The following is a 19440-nucleotide window of genomic DNA, read 5'->3' on the forward strand; positions in this document are numbered from 1 at the left end:
CTGGAGAGGCTCGAGGAGCGGACACGGGCCAGCGGCACCGAGTGGGCACTAGGGATCGAGGCCCGCTCGCGCGCGCTACTGAGCGACGGCGACGCCGCCGATGCCCTCTACCGCGAGGCGATCGAGCGGCTCACCCGCAGCCGAATTGTTGTTCATCTCTTCCGCGCACGCCTCCTGTACGGCGAGTGGTTGCGTCGTGAGAACCATCGCTCGGCCTCACGCGAACACCTGCGTGCCGCTCACGAGATGTTCAGCCACATCGGGGCAGACGGCTTCGCCGAGCGTGCGCGCCGCGAGCTTCTGGCCACCGGCGAGACCGCACGCAAGCGCACAGTCGATACCTTCGGCGAGCTTACGGCGCAGGAGGGCCAAATCGCCAGGCTGGCTTGCGACGGGTATACCAATCCGGAGATCGGCGGCCAGCTGTTCATCAGCTCTCGCACCGTCGAGTGGCACCTGCGCAAGGTGTACACGAAGCTGGGCATCGGCTCACGCAGAGAGCTTCGTAACATGCTAGCCAGCAACGGAAACGCGGCGCTGCCGACGTAACGATCGACGACGCCTCGACCACTCAAGAGAGTGCGATCCGGCAAGGCTTTCCGAGGGGATTCTGTCATCTGACCGATGTCGGGTGGCCGCCTCTGGCCTAGCGCCTTGTGCTCCGTAGTGCGCAGGCGCGGGCGATCGCTTTCGTGGCTAGGGGTCGGGGTCCCGCCGAGCAGGAGGCGTATTGGCCCGTACCCGTGGTCGTGCATTGTGAAGCGACAGCCTCGAAAAGCGCTGCTATGTTGTTGATCACGTCGCTTACGATGAACACGTAGCCGATCAAGCCAGGCGGCGAGTCCAGCAACGGGGGTCCACTGCAAGTGCCCCACTCGCGTACGGCTCTTGTGAATCTGTGCGCGATGCCGCTGAAGGGGAGCGCGACGGACATAGCGCCGGTCGCGTCGGCGTCCCCCTGAATAACTATCATCGACAGAAACACTTTCTCGACCCGATCACCGTCGAGATCAGCGGGAACGCTCAGTAGTCCCGGACAGCCGCGCCCAGATCGACCGGTAAGCGCGATCGGCTAGATCATGCGCGTCCGGCTTGAGCGCTCGTCGGTGCACAGCTGATCCTCGATGAGACGGACGGTGTCTTGAATGGGCGCGGTGCCGGCCATGATGGAGAGCGTCGTGCGCTATGACTAGATCCGTCACGGTCACTGACCTGAAGCAATTCTCACCTACGGCGGTGCTGATTTACCGCCGAAACCAACGGAGGACGGACAACTCAAGCCCGGCCCGAGGGTCGAGGCGCTCGTAGGGCGGAGGCGCGGGCGATGGCTTTCGTGGCCACTAGCAGAGGGTCTGCACCGCGTAGGGCGCGCTCCGGCCGATAGCTGTGGTCGAGCAGCAGGGACCCGACCGCCTCGAACATCATTGATACGTCCTCGATCACGTCGCTGCCGATGATCAGGTACCCGCCGCTGTATCCCGCTTTCGAGAACCGGAAGGGTTTCACTACGGGTGCCTTGCTCAGCTCCCGCACTGCGCTTGTGTACTTGTGCGCGAGGCCGCGAAATGCGATGGAGGCGGGCAGGGCGCCGGCCGCGTCGGCTTCGTGGATAATCATCATCGACCGGGCCAGATTCGCGAGCAGATCACCCGTCGAGTTCAGTGTGAACGCGTAGTAGTCGCGTTCCCCAGCGTCTCCGGGCAACGATCCGCGAGCGCGATCAGCAAAGTCGTGCGCCTCCTCCAACAGTCGCTCGTCGGTACACCACCGTTGACCCCCGGTCACGCTCATGGTGTTTTGCGCGGGCGCGGCGCCCGCCAGGGCGAAAAGGTATGCGTGGGCTGCCTCTACGTCGAAGATGATGCGGTGCTCCGCGAGGGCCGTGGTGAATACCCGCTCCTCTGTCTCCCCGCAGCCGGGCCTGTCTTGGCCGTGGAAGGTCACCTCGGTAGCGCCGATCGAGATGATGTCACCCGATCGAAGGTGTCTTCGTCCGGTCAGTCGTTTGCCGTTGACGAAGGTGCCGTTGCGGGATAATCCGTCATCTATGACGTCCCAGTGCGTGCCCGTCCATTCGATGACCGCGTGTAACCGCGACACCATAGGGTCCCAACTCAATACGAGGTCGGATCGGTGAGAGCGTCCTACTGTCATCCGCCCAGCGGCCGCGGACAGCATCCACACTCGGCTAGTTCCCTGTTCATCGATGTAGGACAGGCAGGTTTCCTCAATTCGGTTCATGACTACCCCGCGGAATCCTGAATCGCCGAGCGGCATGAGCGCTGCTCATTCGCCGATATTTTGTTTCTGTTTCGGTCCGCGATCGCGTCGCGGCGTCACGGGCGCGTGTGGCCATACCGTTCCGGAGTTCGGGTGTGGTGAGGAGCCGCAGCATTGCCTGGGCCATCCCGTACACATCGCCGCGACGGTAGACCAGTCCCGCGCTGGTGGGTAGAATCAGCCCCACGGTGGCGGGGTGTTCGGGGATGACCACTGCACGGCCGACGGCTAAGACATCCAGTAGCGTCGTCACATCCGAGGTGCTGCTCGGCACGACGAAGTCTGCGGCGACAAGAAGGTCGGTCCACTGCTGCTCGGAGGGGTCCTCGATCAGGTGAACATCGGTCTCGACGTTATTCGCGGCCGCTCGCCGCACGACGGCGCCGCGTTGCGCACCGGTCCCGACGAGTAGGAGCTGCGCCTCCCGAACCTGCCGCACCACGGTGAACGCCGCGGCCAGTTGCTCGGCAGGCTCGGGGTCGTCGAACGGGCCTAACGCGACGATGGTCGGGAGGTCCGCGAGTCCGGCCGGCAACTGGTCGAGCTTCGGATGGTCGAGTGGGCGGTGCTGGTCATGGGTCGGCGTCCCGGCCTCGATGCTTCTGGAATGGGAGTGTGTGTCGGTCATTCTCTGTTTCCTCGTTGTCAATGATTCGCACCTGTCGGCAAATCGTGGGTCTGGTCGTGACCGACCTATTCGGGCCAGCTGGAGTTCTCGATGATGTCGACGAAATCAATGTGGTGGAAGCCGGGAACGAAGTGCTCGAGCACGTCCGCATTGACGGTGCCGAAGGTACTGTCTGGGCGATGCCTGAAGCCGTCGGTGAAGGCATGCAGGATCTTCTTTTTGAAGTTGGGACGCGGGTGCGCCTGAGTGATCTCGGCGAGGAGCGCTTCGTGGGGGTCGCCTCGGCCTATTCCGAGGACATCGGTCTCCACGCCGGCGGTGACCAGTGCAATCTCCGGCGCCAGCCGGTACGGCACTTCCGGCGTGGTGTGCAGCGCGATTGCCTCCCATACGGTTCGTACGTCGGCGGCGAGGATCCCGCGGCTGGTGAGAAACCGTTCGGCTTCGTCAGCTCCATCGAGCTCGAATCGCTGGGTGTCGCCGCGGAAGGTCTCCGTCAGGCCGAGATCATGGAACATCGCGCCGACATACAGCAGTTCCGGATCGGCTGTTCGCCCCAGTCGCCGACCATGGAGCGATCCGAACAGGAAGACGCGACGCGAATGGTGAAACAGCAGCGGCGGCGCCGCTTCGCGTACGAGTTCGGTCGCATCGTTCGCCAGGGATGAATCGGGAATTGCGATACCGGCTATCACCTCGGTCATGATGATTCCCTAAAAGTGTTGGTAGTAAACGGAACTCGGTCTCAAGGTCGATAATGCGCTCTGCGGCGGCGACTCGTAAGGAGCCGGCTTTCCAGTTCGCCGATGATTCGCTGTCGGGATCGGCGGCGCCGGAGCGGATGGTGTTTGGCCACAGCGTGAACCCGGTCGGTGACGAGGCCGTCCGCGCGGTTCGCACTCTCGCACCCTGCTCTCCTGCGGGTGTCCTTCGTCAAACAACAGCAGCGGTGGCGAAATCAATATCGGTGTCGAAATAGTTCGGGCGGACCCATGGCCAGCGCTCGTGATTGTCGGCCAGCCTCTCAGCTGCCTCGTGCGCATCTTTGCGGGCGAGAAGGGCATGTACCAGTGCATCGTGCTGCTCCGGTGTCCGAGCCGGGTTGTCGATATCCGCCTGTAGCTCGTCATCGGTGTCTTGTTGGACGTGTCTCCAGAACTCACGGTCTGCCATCGACCTCATCGACCTCATGGGCTTCTGAGATTCCATGCCCGGCCTGGATGGATCGACGACATCCTTGGCGAGGAGCTCCTCGAGGTCGGCGAAGTTTCCGGCTTGTGATGCGGAAAGGAACGCCCGTACTAGGCGTCGATGCGCTACCAGATTCATTGCAGCCCGGTGCCCACGGAGCTCACGTCGCGCCGCGATACGTTTACGGGCACGTCTGACGAGTTGTCTCGCGTTGGCCACACCGAGTTGAAGAACTTCTGAGATTTTCCGGTATGGGTAGTCGAAGGCCTCCCGGAGAAGATAAGCGGCCCGTTCCGAGGGTGTTAGGTCCTCCAGTATCAGTAGCGCCGATTGGACTTCCTCACGGAGTTCAGGTCCTGTCGCCGGGTCGACGTGGGGGTCCACCGGCTCAGGGAGCCTATGGAGGTCGTATATCTCATGCCGTTTCCTGGCGGATTGGGCGAGTGTGATGGCGAGCCTGGTCGTCGTTGTCGCCAGGAACGCCGACGGATTGATGACCACCGTGCGGTCGGTGCCTTGCCACCGAAGCCAGACCTCCTGAACGATGTCTTCGGCGTCGCTCGCGCTTCCGAGGATTCGATATGCGATCCCAAAGAGTCGAGGTCGAACGCTGAGGAAGGCCGAAGCAGCCTGATCAAGGTCGCTGATCGCTCGCTCGCCGTCGTCTGTGTACGTGTCCAACAGCTTCGCGTCCATGGTCTCGACTCCCTCTGCTCCTGTGTGGTGCCATCTGGCAATGTCTCTGCAACTACAGTCGCGCTTCGGGCCTACCCATCGCGCCCTTGGAGTCCGTGGTCGGCACCCTGGTGGGCGGAAACCGGTCGGATCATTGGTGGCGCGAACTGAGTTGCGGCCACATCGGTGTCGCCTTCATGGCTCACAGGTTAGGAGGATGCGGCGCTATTCATGGGCGCTGAGCGGGTGGTCGGTCCGGGGTTGGGCGGGAGCCTCGATCGGCCCGGCTGACATGCTCATGTACTAGGGCTCAAAGGGTTTACGACGAGGGTGTGTGGTGACCCTCGCTGGACATTCGTGTGAGTCGCGTTCCCTGTCGCAGTCCTCGTCATGGCGCTCCGCGCGCTGTTCTGCCCGCCCCTGACTGCCGGCGGTACTTTTGCCGCTCGGCATCACCGTGCTAGCCGCCGCCCAGCCCTTCGGTTTCTTCGTGTACGCCTACGGCCGTTGCCCCGTCTGGAGCGGACCCGGCGCACCGCGGTTGCCACCAGGGCCCGAGATTGTCATGGGCTACAACGACAACGATCCCGACCCCTTCTACCGCTCGTCGAGGTCGAGGTCGAGGTCGAGGCACGGCACGGGCGGCGTGCTTGGCTTGATGTGATCGGTGAGGAATCGTTCACTCGCCTCACCCCGGGGACGCAGGTCGCAGGTGCACCGTTTCGAGCAGCCGACAGGACGGGTGCTCCTCGCTTCGGGGCACGATGACGCCTGTGTGAGTAATTTCCGCATGGTAGAGAGTCTTTGGGGTAGTGGTCGTGAGTCCGGGTGTTGTCGCCCGGAGCTACTGCCACATCCGTCCTCATCTCGCCTGCCGAGGAAACTCCCTACTGAAGTCCGTCTCGGCTGGTACGCACCGGGCGGCGCCGAGCTTCCGCGATCGTTAGCGTGTGTGAACGCTCGGTGCCGGGCACGACGAGTAACCACTCGCGAGGCGTGTACGTTCCCCTGAGTAGATAGGCGCTGGGTGCCTCTGGACCGAAGATGTCTGCTCCGTGTACGTTCCTGGCGGAGCCGAACTTCTTTCGCGCAGTAAGGGTGAGAGCGTCGTCGGTTTCCATATGCGACATCCGGGTGTGAAACGCATTCACAATTCACGCCAGATGGCCGGGCATCCACGGCTATGACTGTCGCTGTGTGGCCATACCCATCGTCAACCTTGAACGGGTCACAGCGAGAACGATGAGCACAACGCCGAGCAAAGCGCGGGGGTTTCCGCGCTCCTGGCTCCACTGGATCTGTCAGTCGCGAACCTAATCTCAATCGGGCCGGTCGCTATCCGTTACCTCATTTTCCAACGCAACTTCGTCAGTGCCATAACCCACGAGGCTGTCACGGATAAGCCACGTTCAGATCGTGGATGTGTTCCCTGGCCACCAGTGTGAGCGCTTCCGCACCACGTAATCGCAGTGGTGCACATACTCTGGCCAGTTCTCCGTCGTGTGGATTCATTCTTCTGAGTCGCCCGTATCGCCGACCTGCGCCTGCAGCATGGTGTTCGATAGCGGTCGCTGATTACTTGCTGAGTAGCTGCGTGAACTCTGCTGGCGAGCTCTCGCTGTAGGGCGGGAAGACCACGTCGATGGACTCGTCGGCGGGCGAGAATAGCACCGACTTGTTGTGGGTGAGGTTGTCGAAGCCTGCTTTGCCCAGATACTGGCCGATGCCCGAGCCGCCGACGCCTCCGAAGGGAAGGCTGGGGAACATCAGATGCAACATCGTCTGATTGACCGCGCCGCCTCCGAAGGGCAGTGAGGTCAGTAGCGACGAGATCCGCTCCTTGTCTTGGCTGAAAATGTAGGCGGTGAGGCCCGACGGCCTCACCTTGATCGACTTCACAACCTCATCGAGGTCGCTGTAGCGCAGGACGGGGAGGATCGGACCGAAGATCTCTGCCTCCATCACCTTGTCGCTTTCCTGGATCGGATAGAGAATCGTGGGCGCGACATAGCGACCCTCGACGTCGATCTCGCCGCCGATGGCGACCTTTGCCGGGTCGATGAGGCCGGCAAGCCGCACGACGTCTTTCTGGGCGGCGATGAGCGACAGGTCGGGGTTCGCCTTCGGATCCGTGCCGTAGAACTCTCGGACGGCTTTCGTTGTCTCGGCCACGAATTCGTCGGCGACGGATTCGTGCACATAGACATAGCCGGGGGAGACGCACCATTGCCCTCCGAACGCCATGGCTCCCCAGACGAGCTTGCGTGCGGCATCGGCCAGGTTCGCGGTCTGGTCCACGATCGAGGGGTTATGCCCGCCGAGTTCGAGGAGCACTGGCGTGAGGTGCTCCGCGGCCGCGCGCATCACGATCTTGCCGACCGGCACACTGCCGGTGAAGAAGATGAAGTCGAACGGCAGCTCCAGTAGCGCCGAGACGACGGTGCGGTCTCCGCGCACGAGTGCGACGTCTTCCGGCTCGAAGTAGTGCGGGAAGAGCTCGCTGAGCGTGTCAGCTGTGTGGCTGCTGACCTCGGAAGGCTTCACGATCGCAGGGTTTCCGCCGGCCACGATTGATACCAGAGGTGCGACGACCAGAGCGAGAGGTGCGTTGAAGGGGGCGATGAGCAGGGTGACGCCGTAGGGGTCATGGAAGACTTTGCCCTTGTAACCCTGTTTGGCGAAGGTTGCCGGCAACGGTGCGTCGGTGGGCTCCATCCACTGGGCGAGATTTGCTTTCGCGTCAGCGATCGCGCCGAGCGCGGCACCGAACTCGAATGCGATCTCGAAGTTGGCGGTCTTGAAGTCGGCCGCCAGGGCAGCAGTGAGTGCATCCTGGTTCTCGGTGATCAGGCGTTCGAGACGGGTCAGCTGCTTGAGCCGCCAGTCCAGTGACTTGGTGGCATCAGAGGCGAAGCGGTCCTTCTGAGTGCGGAACAGCGAGGTGAAGTCCAGGGTGTCGGACGTGCTTGGCGCCGCGATGGTGATCGTCATTGTTCATTCCTTTCAATGCAAGGCGCGGCGTGGTTTATAGCCGCTAAGGAGTCAACATGAATCCGTATGGGGTCGTGTCGACATGAATCCATAGGGGGTTCCATATGGATGGAAATTGCGCAGGGCCTCATGTCGGCATCCTGGGTTGGTGACAGGGTTGTGCGAACGCGACGTGGTCGAGACCCTCGGGGCGGTTATCGAAGAAGCGGGGAACCTGTGGCGTGCGATCGCCGCCGATATCGAGGCGGGCAGCGGCGATCCGCACTTTGGGTTCGAGGTGGTGGTCCGTCTGCGACGAACTTCCCAGCGCTCCCGACGGCTCACCGAGCTGGCAACCCATATGGCATTTCCGCAGAGCAGCATGACTCGGCTGATCGATGAGCTGGGGGCGGCCGGGTTTGTCGAGCCGACCGGCCGACCGGCCGACCGGCCAACCCGGTGATCGCCGGGCGAAGATCGTGCAGCTTACGGATCTCGGATACGACCGGCTCGCCGTACACGTCTGCGTTTCCCCGATCGCCTCCTGGATCGGAGTCTGCTTTTGCGTGTCGAACAGCTTCGTGTCCATCCTCTCGACTCCTCTGCTCCTGTGTTGCGTGCGCCATCTGGCAATGTCACTGCAACTACAGTCGCGCTTCAGGCCTGCCCATCGCGCCCTTGAAGTCCGTGGTCGGCACCCTGGTGCATGGTTGTGGCCACCTGGGGATGGTGATCGTCGAGACTTGAGGCCACCAGGTGAAGGCGGGGATCGATTGTGGTCTGACGGGGAGGAGCGGCCGCTCCCAAGCGAAGGTCGAACTGTAGGCATCGGAACTCTGCGCACTCGTCTACGACCCGTAGTGGTTACGCACAGCAGCTGTGGATCTCGCCGATAGGCGTGCACACTCCCGGCCATGAGAACCTGCGCGTACGGCCGAGCCGAATATGCGGTCTTGATTCCCAACTGGCACGGCCGAATGGTCCGTCGGCTGCTGCGACATTTGGCCCTTCCGCCGCACGGCCTATTCGACGCGCTGCCCACACCAGCCGAATGATCGGTCGGATCGGTCTGTCGGAGATGCATGAGGTCGACAGTATCCACTGAGGGCGAGCGTGCGCCTTGCGCGGCGGCGGAATCAAAACGTCACTTCGCTCTCATCTTTACCGTCTTTACCGTCGCAGAAATGGAAACATCCACGCCCACAGCAAGGGTAGGTTGTCGGCAGTGTGTAGCGGCGGCCTCGGCGGCAGACGTCATCTCGCGAGCGGTGAGGACCCTACGTGTCTCAAACGTGCGTTGCACCGCCTTGTCTGTGGCCAGCTGGAGGCCCGGCGCCGGGCGCCCTCGGAAGACGCTTCCGGGGTTGTGTCACCGTCAAGAATCGGGTGGGTCACCCCCGACTGCCTGCCCTGCGTCGTCGGGTAGCGTCCCGCGGATCTGTTTGCGGGAACGGATGCCGAGTTTGGCGAACACTTTGCGTAGGTGCCATTCGACCGTGTGTGGGCTGATGAACAGCTGCGCTCCGATTTCCGGATTCGTTAGTCCGTCACCAGCGAGACGGGCGATCTGCGTCTCCTGGGCAGTGAGGGCATCACGTGCTTCAACCGTGCGACTACGTACCGTCTCGCCGGTTGCCTGAAGTTCGCGTCGGGCGCGCTCGGCGAACGCTTCGGCGCCCATGCGGCTGAGCATCTCGTAGGAGATGCGTAAGTGCTCGCGCGCGTCGAGGCGCCGATTTTCGCGGCGAAGCCATTCGCCATACAGCAGGTGGGCGCGGGCGAGATGAACGACGATCCGGGTGCGTTCGAGCCGTTCGATTGACTCGCGGTACAGGGAGTCTGCAGCCTTGCCGCTGGCCAGTAGCGCCCTCGATCTGGCCAGGATGCCCCGGGCCCAGTCGGTGCCGGAGGGGAGTGTTCGTTCCTCGAGGCGTCGCAGGGTATCGACGGCCGCCTCGTGGGCGCCGCTTCTGACGGCCGCCTCGACGAGCTCGACGAGGGACCACCCGAAGAAGCCAAGATCCTCATGTTCGCATGCTCGTCGGGCACCGTCGAGGGCGTCCGGGTAGCGTCCGCGACCGTTGTAGAGGACCGCGGTGACGTACCCGGCCATCCCAATGATCCTGCCCTCGCCCCTGGCGGTCGCGTTCTCGACGCCGGCCTCGATCATCTTGACGGCCTGAGTGTCGTCGCCGCGCCAGGCGGCCAGCACCAGCGACGTGTACTTCACGCGCGCGTAGCCGTTCGCCTCCGTGAGCGCATCGGCCTCCTCGATCAGGGCGGATGCAGAGGCGAACTCACCGGCGTGCAGATGCACGCTTGCGCGGTAGATGAGCGCTACTGGAAGGACTCCGAGTGCGCCTGTATCGCGGGCAAGCTGGACAGCGCGAGTGGCCAGTTCATGCCATGCCTCGTCGTCCCACAGCTCGTGTGCGACCGACTGCGCTATGGGGCATGCCAGCCAGAGCCACCGTCTGATGTCGTCGTCGGTGAGGAGTACCTCTTGCCGAAAGGACTTCAGTCCGCGCCGCAGGATGGGTGCTCCGGCCGGGTAGCCCTCGGTGAACCGCGTGGCGAGCCCATTGAGGAGAAGGTCGAGCGGCCGCGCTGGCAGCGGTCCCGATGGTGCGGCAAGCGCTGCCTGGGCTGCCTCTCGAACTCCGCGCTCACCTCCGAGCCGGCTGGCGAAGATCGCCGCTCCGAGCGCTTCGAGGTATGTCTCATGTGCCAATTCGTCATCGAGACCCTCGAGTTGCTTGGCTGCATCGAGAAGTAGTGGCGTCGCGTCACTCCCGCGTCTGCGGGTGAATGCCATCCGGGCTCGTAACCGCGCCAGTCGGGCGCGCTGAAGATCGTTCAACGGGCTCAATTCTGCTGTTGCGAGAAGGTCGTATGCCGCATCGGGCGCTGCCGCCTCGAACTTGGCTTGTGCGGCGGCGAAGGCTCGCCTTCCCCGTCGTGCCGGATCAGGTGTCAACGCGGTTGCTCGCTCTAAGAATGCCGCCGCCGCTGCGACGCCGCCGCGGCCTTGTGCCCGGGTGGCAGATCGCTCCAGCTCGCTGGCAACCGCCTCATCGGGGCCTATCGCCGCGTGCGCGCGATGCCACGCTCGGCGGTCGGGATCGGATTCAGGATCGGTCGCTTCGGCCAGGGCACGATGCACCGCCTGGCGGTCACCCAAGCCTGCCGCGCGGTATGCCGCTGAGCGCACCAGCGGATGGTGGAAACGCACTCGGACGCCGAGTTCGATCAGTCCCGCGGCTTCGGCTGGCGTTGCTGCATCGGCTCCGATCCCGAGCCTCTCGGCTGCGCGTCTCAGCAGTGGAACATCGCCCACTGGCTCCGCCGCGGCGGTGAGAAGTAGTTGTTGCGTTTGGGCCGGAAGCGACTGGACGCGCCGCAGGAAGCTTTGCTCTATTTGGCTCGCCAGGGGCTGCGCGTCGGGACTGCTGAACCCGCCCGCCAACTCCGCAGCGGTCAGCCCCTGAGGCAACTCCAGCAGGGCGAGCGGGTTGCCGTGCGTTTCGGCGATGATCCGGTCTCTCACGTGCTCGTCCAGTCGACCGGGTATCGCCGAGTCAAGTAACGCACGAGCATCGTCGTCGCGTAAGCCCTGGACTGTGAGCTCCTGCAGCCCCATGAAAGCGCGGTCGTCGCGAGTCCCGCGCACGGCGAACACGAGTGCGACCCGCTCCGCGAGGAGACGGCGGGCAACGAAGACGAACGTTTGCGCGGATACGCGATCAAGCCATTGCGCATCATCGACGAGGCACACGATCGGTTGCTTCTCGGCGGCCTCGGCCAGCAGACTGAGCACCGCCAGCCCAACCAGGAAGCGGTCCGGCGGGTCCCCGGTGCTGAGGCCGAGCGCCACGGCCAGCGCATCGCGCTGTGGGATAGGGAGATGATCTAGATGGTCCAATAATGGTGCGCAAAGCTGCTGCAACCCAGCGAACGCGAGTTCCATCTCGGACTCAACGCCCGCCGCTCGAGCGACGCGACACCCTTCCGCGTGCTCTGCCAGATATTCCAACATCGCGGTCTTGCCGACACCGGTCTCGCCGCGTAAGACCAGCACCTGACTCTCGCCGGTCTGCACACCCGCCACCAGCCGATCCAGCGCCGCGCATTCGCTTCGTCGACCACGCAGGTGCAGCCCCGGTTCATTGTTCGACATCTGCACTGCCACCTCGTCGCGTATTTTACGCGTGACCGCGGGTGGTCGGGGGTTGAACACGTCGAGTTCAGAATCGGGCCGTACAGAACAGGTTCTGTGGGGACCCGCGCGGAGCAGGCGGCGGCGCAGTAGTGGCCGGCACCGGGGGGGGAGATGCCTCCGATTCCGCTCCCGCCGGAGGAGTCAATCAAATCAGGGGCAATTGCGGACTCGAAACTCGAAACGGATCGTCCTGTCACAAGCGGTGAGGCTGTTCGGTCATAGCTGATAACACCGGACCAGACCGGTGATAGAACAGGAAGGTTTCACCATGGCGATTGTCGTCATTGCCGGCCTGGCAACGCTTAATCGGCACGGCCAGGCAGCGGTCACAGCGTACCTCGCCACCGGTGACACGATCTGGACGTACCGGCATCGGCGAGGGCGCTCGAAGTAGCTAACCGGCCGCGGCCCTCGCGTTGTCGTTTGCGATACCCCAGTGTTCTTGCGGTGGCTTTTTGTTTCCGGGCTGGGGCAGTCTCTCCGGCACATGGCTTGAGACCGCTGAGGGTATAGATCGTTTGCTCTGTTCCGAGCCACATCCGCGATGTATTGGTCACCTCGAAACGCGAGCCGCATGACCTCCCTGCATCGGCTTCGCTGACCTCGGAAAACAACGGCAATCCGAATCCTGCTTGCCGACTGTCATTCTCGGCACTCAAGGCCGGGGCCAACACAGAAATGAGTTCGACATGAAGAACCTTGTTCGTAGCGCACTAACCGCGGTCGCGGCCATCACGGTCATCGGAGGGGTCGGCGCCGGCGCGGCGGCGGCAGATCCCGCGGACGCTGTCGACAGTCAGTCGTTAGTCCACCAGTCGTCGATCCACAACTCGTTCCCTCATCATCCCCACCACCCTGTCGCTCCTCACCGCCTCGGCCCCAACCCGTTCGGCCACAACCCATTCGGTCACGACCGCGGAGGCCCAACAGAACGTCACAGGTTCAACCCGTTCCCGTGGGGTCTGTGCCCCGACGTCTCTCCCCAAAGTTACTGTCTCCCCGGACACCTGTGAGGCCAGCTACCTAACCGACGAGAAACTGACGCTGCCGACTACCGCGATTCCGGCCTGCACAGGCCGGTACTTCCGAAAGGGCCGGTTTTCGTATGCACCTTGCCGTGCCTCTCTCTGGCGACGCCGCAACGCGTTGTTAGTCGCACCCACGACGGGTGGCCACAGAGCCGGCCGGAATCGGGCGACCCGCATGTAGGCGACCACGGCGACCCTACTCGTTTGGCGCTATCTCGACGGCACGGCTCTTCCTCTTCCCGCGACGGGCCCAAATGTGATAACACCAGCACACCGCTTCACATATCAAAGGCGAACACCATGACCACGATTCACCTTCACCAGACCACCACTGCCACGCCCGCACAGATCCTCGCCGCCTTCACCGACTTCGGACCCGGCCGCTCGACTATCTTCGCCAACAGCACCGACGAATACCTCCGCGTGTACAGCCAAGGACCTGATCACGTCGACGTCACCGAAGGATCCCACGGCATCTGGGAACGGCTACATTACAACTGGTCCGACTCATACCGAATTCTGATGATTACCACCGATTCCAACATATGGGGCGGCAATTCAGGCCACACCTACACTCTCACTCGCAATCCCAGCGGGACGACCGACGTGGACGCCGTCGTGGTCCGCGAGGGAAAGAACTTCAGAGGACGCCTCCTTGCCCTCGTGCTCGGTGCCGGCGGCAGGCGCGTCCTGGCAAAGCAATTTGGGCAGACCATCAAGGCCGTGGAGGCCCGCTACCAGGACACGAGCGCGGCCGACCTCTCGTAGTCGGGGCGCAAGAAGAAAGGACAAGTCATGATTACTACACGCCGTCGGACCGAGGAGGTGCGGGAGTTCAAAGCCCCGCCCGGACTGCCTAAGAACCTGCAGAAGGTCCTCGTTGATCTCATCGAACTTCAACTGCAAAGCAAACAAGCCCACTGGAATCTGGTCGGCACCAACTTCCGCGACCTGCACCTGCAACTTGACGAAATCGTAGATACTGCCCGCGAAGCCAGCGACACGATCGCTGAACGGATGCGCGCCCTCGACGCGGTACCCGACGGACGATCCGACACCATCGCGGCGTCCACGACTTTGCCCGCCATCCCTCCCACCGAGCTGAGCACCACCAATGCGGTCGACCACGTAGGCACCCGTGTCGACGCCGTAGTCGACACCATCCGCTCAGTTCACGACGAGGTCAACGCTGCCGACCCCACCAGCGCCGACCTCCTGCATCGCATTATCAACGATCTGGAAAAGGCTGCTTGGATGCTCAAGTCCGAAAACCACACACCATGGCGGCGAACGTGGATTGACACGGAACTCTGAGGACGACCGGCGGGAGCAACCACGATCACGTGTTCTTGCAGACCGAATTGATGTTGTGCCCATGGTGTCCCGGTTGCAAGCCCGGCAGAGGACCGGGAGTGCGAACCGAGTCTGCCATGGGTTGGACCCAAGGGACCGGATCAACATGAGCGCGGTCGCACGGAATGTTGCGACTACGGCTCGGGCTGGTTTACTCGTTGACCTCGAGGACCCAGCGATGGGCAACGACTTTGACCTGATCGTGGTGGGCTCCCTACCAAAGAACCGCTGCGAGGATGTACCGGCCAGTGTCGGCTTGGGGATTGCACTCGGTGGGCTGGCTTCTCCTCTGTGATCCGCCAGGGTCCGGCAGATGGTTCGATCGTCCGACCGCCGAACACGACACAGTTCAGCTCAATGCCTCACCACCCGAGGTCAATCGGATCGGTGATCACCACACACCTGATCGCTCTGCAAGCGGTGACGTCGGTTGAGGGAGCGGTCTCAACGCACCGAGCAAGGCGCGGCCGGACTTCGGGGAAGCCGTCACAGTCCGCTACGAACAGAAGCGTAAGTGGCCGCAGGGAAGCTCAACACGGTCACCGGCACCGACTCGGATGTGTCCCGGTGCAGAGTACGAAAGGAATTGGGTCATCAATGAACGAGAAGACCTGGTCAGTGGACATAGTCATCGACGAGCACAAATCCGACGAGACCGGCACCGAGACGCGAGCGCGCGCCCTTCTACGTGCCAGTGACCGGACCACATTCGTAGCGGTGGGGCTCGCAAGACGAAATCCGCGACATACTGATGTTTCAGAAGTCAGCGAAGATATGGCCGTTGCCCGCGCCCTGGCTGACCTGTCGCATCAACTGTACGAAGCAGCCGCGGAACGGGAAGGGGTCACGCGGAGCGTGCTCAGCTCTGCGCGCCTTGCCGACTTCGGCCGCCCAGGCTCCTCGACCTGAGGTGACTCGCGCTGCACGACCTGTTCGCACACAACCGCCGGGATCACGACTCGCTGTGTCAATACAGAGTCGGCATGAATCGTTCCCGATTGTTGGGGACATTCTGGCGTGCTCGATGCGGGTCTCCCCAGAATGCGCGGCGACGCCGAGGGCACACGTGGACAGTGGAATCCGGCTCCGAAGGATATGGACCGGTGAGGCTCCGTGTTCTGGGGCGCGGTAGCGAGAGATCGATATTCCACCACCGAAGTTGCGGACTGCGGCCTCGCATCGAGGTCGAGCAGTTTCGGTCGAATGGGCCCGGTGATGCTGTGATCGTTACTCTGGCTAACAGAGAGTGATAATGTGATGCTTCCTATCGTCCAAGGCAAGATGGGAAATCTGCCCGTCGAGTTGACGAGTTTCGTGGGTCGCCGCCGTGAATTGACGGAGGCGAAGCGGCTGCTGTCGCTCGCTCGTCTGGTGACACTGACGGGCGTTGGTGGTGTCGGCAAGACACGACTGGCTGTGCGTGTGGCCGCGAACGTGCGTCGCGCTTTCGACGACGGGGTGTGGCTCATCGAGCTGGGGGAGCTGAACGATCCGGACCTGTTGGCGGACACCGTCGTCGCCGCGTTGGGGTTGCGAGAACAGTCCTCCAACCCGGCGCCGGAGTTGTTGGCTGAGCATCTCGCCGACCGGCGGGTGCTGCTCGTGCTGGACAATTGCGAGCACCTGGTGGAGGCGGCCGCGGTGCTGGCCGAGACGTTGCTGCGGCAGTGCCCTGGGCTGCGTGTCCTGGCAACGAGCCGCGAACCGCTGGGCATCGGCGGAGAAGCTGTGATGCGGGTGCCGCCCCTGACAGTCTCCGATCCGGACCGGCCGCCATCGTTGCAGGGGTTGGCCGAGTACGACGCTGTCACGCTGTTCGCGCAGCGGGCCGAGACCGCGGCACCAGGATTCGTGTTCTCCGAGGCCGACCGGGTCACGATCACCAAGATCTGCCAGCGCCTGGACGGGCTGCCACTGGCCATCGAGTTGGCGGCGGCCCGCCTGCGGGTCCTGACCCCGCAACAGATTTTGGATCGACTGACCGATCGCTATCGGCTGCTCACCGCGGGCAGCCGCGGTGCGCCGGCCCGCCAACAGACCCTGAAGCTGTCCATCGACTGGAGCTACGACCTGTGTGAACCGGTGGAACAGCAGCTGTGGGCACGGCTGTCGGTGTTCGCCGGCGGCTTCGAGCTCGATGCTGCGGAGTGTCTCGCCGCCGGGCTCCTCGTGCAGGAAGAGGTGTTGGACGTAGTGGCTCGTCTGCTCGACCAGTCGATCCTGATCAGGGAAGTGGTCGGGACCGTAGCGCGGTACCGGCTACTCGAGAGCCTGCGCGAGTACGGATATCAGAAGCTGCGGGAGATGGGGGAGGAGGCGGCCTTGCGCCGGCGGCACCGCGATTGGTGCCTGCAGTTGGTTAAGAAGGCAGAGGAGGAGTGGATCGGCCCACACCAGCTCGCGTGGATCACCCGGCTGGAGCGAGAACAGCCGAATATGCGCGACGCTCTGCAGTTCTGCGTGACCGAACCAGGCGAAGACGAGGCTGAGGCCGGCCTGCAGATCGCCGCCGCCCTACACACGCTCTGGCTCACTCACGGTCTGCTTAGTGAGGGCCGATGCTGGCTCGATCGGGTGCTAGCCCATCACAGCGGCCAACCCACCACAGAGCGGATCAAGGCGTTGTCCGCCAACGCTGCGCTGGCCGCAATTCACGGCGACCTCCGGATGGGCGCGGTGCTTGTCGAGGAGAGTGAGACCCTCGCCGCGCACCTGGGAGGCACGGGGGTGCGGGCCATCGTCACGCACGCCGACGGACTCCAAGCGCTCTTCGGCGGCGATCTGCCACGCGCCGTCGCCTGTTTCGAAGCCGCCCTCGAGGGGTTTCGCGCAGAGGGCGACCTGATGCGGCTGATCGAGGATCTCGTCGGGTTGGAGCTAGCCAGTGGACTGCTCGGCGATATGGCCCGGGCGATCGCGTGTAAGGAGGAGGTCCTCGCGATCACGGAACTTTACGGCGAGTCAGTGCAACGGGCGTGCTCCCTGTGGGCGTTCGCGCTTGCGGTATGGCAGACCGACCACATGCACGCCTCCAGGCTGCTCGAGCAAAGCGTGCGGCTTGCACGGGTGGTGGATGATCGACTCAATGCGGCCATGTCTCTGGAGGCGCTGGCATGGATCGCCGCGGCCGACCACCTCGGTCGGCGGGCCGCCGTCCTGCTGGGCGCCGCCGCCGCGCTGTCACAGACTGTGGTCGGCGCCCCGATCGCCGTCCCGACCCTGCTCACTTACCACGACGAATGTGTGCGGCAAGCCCGTCGCGCGCTGGGGGTGCAAGTGTTTGACGAGGAGGTGCGGCACGGCGAAGCCATGACATTCGAGAACGCGCTCGCCTACGCGCTCGACGAGCGCCGGACGGCATCGCGGACTCGCGCCGACACCGCGACCGGGTTAACCAAACGCGAGCGGCAGGTCGCCGGTTTGGTCGCCGAGGGCCTGACGAACAAGGCGATCGCCGCCCAGTTGGTGATCTCGCAGCGCACCGCGCAGGGGCATGTGGAGCACGTCCTCGCCAAGCTCGGCTTCACATCGCGTGCACAGATCGCTGCCTGGGTCGTCGAGCATGGGGAGACCGAGCGTACGGGCTCAGCAAGCCCCACAGTCTGATGATCGGTCAAGCGATCCTGGGGTTCTCCAGCACGAGGGCGACTCCCTGGCCCGATCCGACGCACACCCCGAGCACGCCGTAGCGGGCTTCGCGGAGCCGGAGTTCGGTCGCGAGGGTGAGGACGTATCTGGTGCCGGACGATCCGAACGGGTGACCGATCGCGACGGCGCCGCCGTTCGGATTCAGGCGCTCATCGGGAACTTCGAAGCCGTCGAGCTGATTCGGTAGCTCTCGGAGCACTCCGAGGGCTTGCGCGGAGTATGCCTCGTGAATCTCCCACACGCCGATGTCGCCGGGATTCAGGCCCGCCCGTGCGAGGGCCTTCGGGATCGCGAACGCCGGCGCTATCCCCATGATCTGCGGATCGAGAGCGTACGTCGCCGACGCCACCACCCGAGCCAGCGGTTCGACGCCGAGTTGTTCCGCGGCGGCCCTGCCGGCGAGGACGACCGCGCTCGCCCCGTCGTTGAGCGGGGACGAGTTACCGGCCGTCATCTGGGTGGTATTCGGTTGCGGGCCGAGCGCTGCGAGTTTCTCGGCGGTGGTGTCTCCCCGAATACTCTCGTCGTGCTCGAACCGACTCGCCGGCACTTTGCGGCTGGCAGGAATCTCGACCGGTTCGATCTCCATCGCGAGGCGGCCCGAATCTCGGGCGGCGGCGGCGTGTTGGTGTGATCGTAGTGCGAAGGCATCGATTTCTTCACGCGTCAGGTTGTAGCGGTCAGCGACGTTCTGCGCAGTCTGCATCATCTCGATGTAGGCGTTGCGTGCGAGGAGTGTCGGGTTGGGAGGACCGCCCGCGCCGGCCCACATCGTATCGAGCATGAAGACCGGCCCCCGTGGCATGAATGGCGCGTCCCCCTTCATCAATGCCCATCCCGAACGAGACATCGATTCGACCCCGCCGGCGAGTCCGATTCCCATCTCGTCGCTGCGGATGGCGTGGGCGATCGAGATCGCTGCGGACAGCGAGGACGCGCAGAAGCGGTTGACCGTGATCGCTGGGACGGAGTCCGGGAAACCCGCGGCGAGGGCAGACCAGCGTGCGATGTCGCCCATCCCCTCGTGGGCGGGGTTCACGCAACCGGCCACGATATCTTCGATCTTGTCGAGCGGCACACTGGTGCGCTCGCACGCCGCGACCATGGTTCGGCCGAGCAGATCATCGGTGCGAACGTGCGAGAGCGAGCCACCGTACCGCCCCACCGGTGTCCGAACACCACCTAGAAGAAACGCATCAGTCATACCGACTCCTAACCCGTGGAAGGGCGCGCGTTACCTGATCAATGGAGCGGTGTGCCGCCCGAAACAACTATTTCGAGCGCGCTGGTCCATCGTGGACTCTAGCGGCCCGAAGGTTGTCCATGAACCATTATAAGATAATGCGAGCATGGCTGCCGTAAATAACACAATCATGATGGTGAGCTCCCCGCCGGGGGCGCCATGTAATGATTCGCTAAACGCGTTGCCCGGCAACGTAATTACATTG

The 19440-nt window shown here is 63.6% G+C and carries 13 protein-coding genes; 6 read left to right on the plus strand and 7 right to left on the minus strand.

The window, feature by feature from the left end; translation table 11 throughout:
• A partial coding sequence (locus ACFWAY_RS37705; RefSeq protein WP_378514150.1) for a LuxR C-terminal-related transcriptional regulator occupies positions 1-549 on the plus strand: 549 nt, incomplete at its 5' end.
• Positions 550-1275: 726 nt separating this feature from the next.
• Here the strand turns inward: ACFWAY_RS37705 and ACFWAY_RS37710 are convergent.
• From ACFWAY_RS37710 to ACFWAY_RS37730, 5 genes are all read right to left on the minus strand, one after another.
• The gene (locus ACFWAY_RS37710; RefSeq protein WP_378514151.1) at positions 1276-2277 is read right to left on the minus strand and encodes an FHA domain-containing protein; all 1002 of its coding nucleotides are present in this window, start codon (positions 2275-2277) and stop codon (positions 1276-1278) included.
• Positions 2228-2908, minus strand: a complete 681-nt coding sequence (locus ACFWAY_RS37715) for a glycosyltransferase (protein ID WP_378514152.1) — start codon at positions 2906-2908, stop codon at positions 2228-2230. Before ACFWAY_RS37715 ends, ACFWAY_RS37710 begins: the two co-directional genes overlap by 50 nt.
• 65 nt (positions 2909-2973) lie before the next feature.
• On the minus strand, positions 2974-3612 hold the full coding sequence (locus tag ACFWAY_RS37720) for an HD domain-containing protein (protein WP_378514153.1): 639 nt from the start codon (positions 3610-3612) through the stop codon (positions 2974-2976).
• Between the two features lie 229 nt (positions 3613-3841).
• Positions 3842-4795 (minus strand): sigma-70 family RNA polymerase sigma factor, encoded by a 954-nt coding sequence (locus tag ACFWAY_RS37725; protein ID WP_378514154.1) that lies wholly within the window; start codon positions 4793-4795, stop codon positions 3842-3844.
• A 1554-nt stretch (positions 4796-6349) separates the two neighbouring features.
• Positions 6350-7765 (minus strand): aldehyde dehydrogenase family protein, encoded by a 1416-nt coding sequence (locus tag ACFWAY_RS37730; protein WP_378514155.1) that lies wholly within the window; start codon positions 7763-7765, stop codon positions 6350-6352.
• 172 nt (positions 7766-7937) lie between these two features.
• On the opposite strand from ACFWAY_RS37730, the gene ACFWAY_RS37735 reads away from it, so the two are divergent.
• Complete coding sequence (locus ACFWAY_RS37735; protein ID WP_378514156.1) at positions 7938-8207, plus strand: hypothetical protein; 270 nt, start codon at positions 7938-7940, stop codon at positions 8205-8207.
• Between the two features lie 912 nt (positions 8208-9119).
• Here the strand turns inward: ACFWAY_RS37735 and ACFWAY_RS37740 are convergent.
• Positions 9120-11921, minus strand: a complete 2802-nt coding sequence (locus ACFWAY_RS37740; RefSeq protein ID WP_378514157.1) for an AAA family ATPase — start codon at positions 11919-11921, stop codon at positions 9120-9122.
• A gap of 1370 nt (positions 11922-13291) precedes the next feature.
• On the opposite strand from ACFWAY_RS37740, the gene ACFWAY_RS37745 reads away from it, so the two are divergent.
• The 4 genes from ACFWAY_RS37745 to ACFWAY_RS37760 all read left to right on the plus strand — a co-directional run bounded on the left by ACFWAY_RS37745 (position 13292) and on the right by ACFWAY_RS37760 (position 17950).
• Positions 13292-13759, plus strand: coding sequence for a hypothetical protein (locus tag ACFWAY_RS37745; RefSeq protein WP_378514158.1), 468 nt, complete (start codon positions 13292-13294; stop codon positions 13757-13759).
• A 27-nt stretch (positions 13760-13786) separates the two neighbouring features.
• On the plus strand, positions 13787-14305 hold the full coding sequence (locus ACFWAY_RS37750; RefSeq protein WP_378514159.1) for a Dps family protein: 519 nt from the start codon (positions 13787-13789) through the stop codon (positions 14303-14305).
• Positions 14306-14941: 636 nt separating this feature from the next.
• Entirely contained in the window at positions 14942-15253 is a 312-nt protein-coding gene (locus tag ACFWAY_RS37755; RefSeq protein WP_378514160.1) for a dsRBD fold-containing protein, read from the plus strand.
• 348 nt (positions 15254-15601) lie between these two features.
• A complete protein-coding gene (locus tag ACFWAY_RS37760) occupies positions 15602-17950 on the plus strand; it encodes an ATP-binding protein (RefSeq protein ID WP_378514190.1) in 2349 nt (782 codons plus the stop codon).
• Between the two features lie 7 nt (positions 17951-17957).
• On the opposite strand, the gene ACFWAY_RS37765 is transcribed toward ACFWAY_RS37760, so the two are convergent.
• Entirely contained in the window at positions 17958-19196 is a 1239-nt protein-coding gene (locus ACFWAY_RS37765; protein ID WP_378514161.1) for a thiolase family protein, read from the minus strand.
• Between the last annotated feature and the right edge of the window lie 244 nt (positions 19197-19440).

This window comes from Rhodococcus sp. NPDC059968, assembly GCF_042738615.1.
Lineage (GTDB): Bacteria > Actinomycetota > Actinomycetes > Mycobacteriales > Mycobacteriaceae > Rhodococcus_F.

Coding starts and splice junctions, on each gene's coding strand:
- ACFWAY_RS37710 (WP_378514151.1), bottom strand. CDS start 2,277: ATGCCGCTCGGCGATTCAGGATTCCGCGGGGTAGTCATGAACCGAATT.
- ACFWAY_RS37715 (WP_378514152.1), bottom strand. CDS start 2,908: ATGACCGACACACACTCCCATTCCAGAAGCATCGAGGCCGGGACGCCG.
- ACFWAY_RS37720 (WP_378514153.1), bottom strand. CDS start 3,612: ATGACCGAGGTGATAGCCGGTATCGCAATTCCCGATTCATCCCTGGCG.
- ACFWAY_RS37725 (WP_378514154.1), bottom strand. CDS start 4,795: ATGGACGCGAAGCTGTTGGACACGTACACAGACGACGGCGAGCGAGCG.
- ACFWAY_RS37730 (WP_378514155.1), bottom strand. CDS start 7,765: ATGACGATCACCATCGCGGCGCCAAGCACGTCCGACACCCTGGACTTC.
- ACFWAY_RS37740 (WP_378514157.1), bottom strand. CDS start 11,921: ATGTCGAACAATGAACCGGGGCTGCACCTGCGTGGTCGACGAAGCGAA.
- ACFWAY_RS37745 (WP_378514158.1), top strand. CDS start 13,292: ATGACCACGATTCACCTTCACCAGACCACCACTGCCACGCCCGCACAG.
- ACFWAY_RS37750 (WP_378514159.1), top strand. CDS start 13,787: ATGATTACTACACGCCGTCGGACCGAGGAGGTGCGGGAGTTCAAAGCC.
- ACFWAY_RS37755 (WP_378514160.1), top strand. CDS start 14,942: ATGAACGAGAAGACCTGGTCAGTGGACATAGTCATCGACGAGCACAAA.
- ACFWAY_RS37760 (WP_378514190.1), top strand. CDS start 15,602: ATGCTTCCTATCGTCCAAGGCAAGATGGGAAATCTGCCCGTCGAGTTG.
- ACFWAY_RS37765 (WP_378514161.1), bottom strand. CDS start 19,196: ATGACTGATGCGTTTCTTCTAGGTGGTGTTCGGACACCGGTGGGGCGG.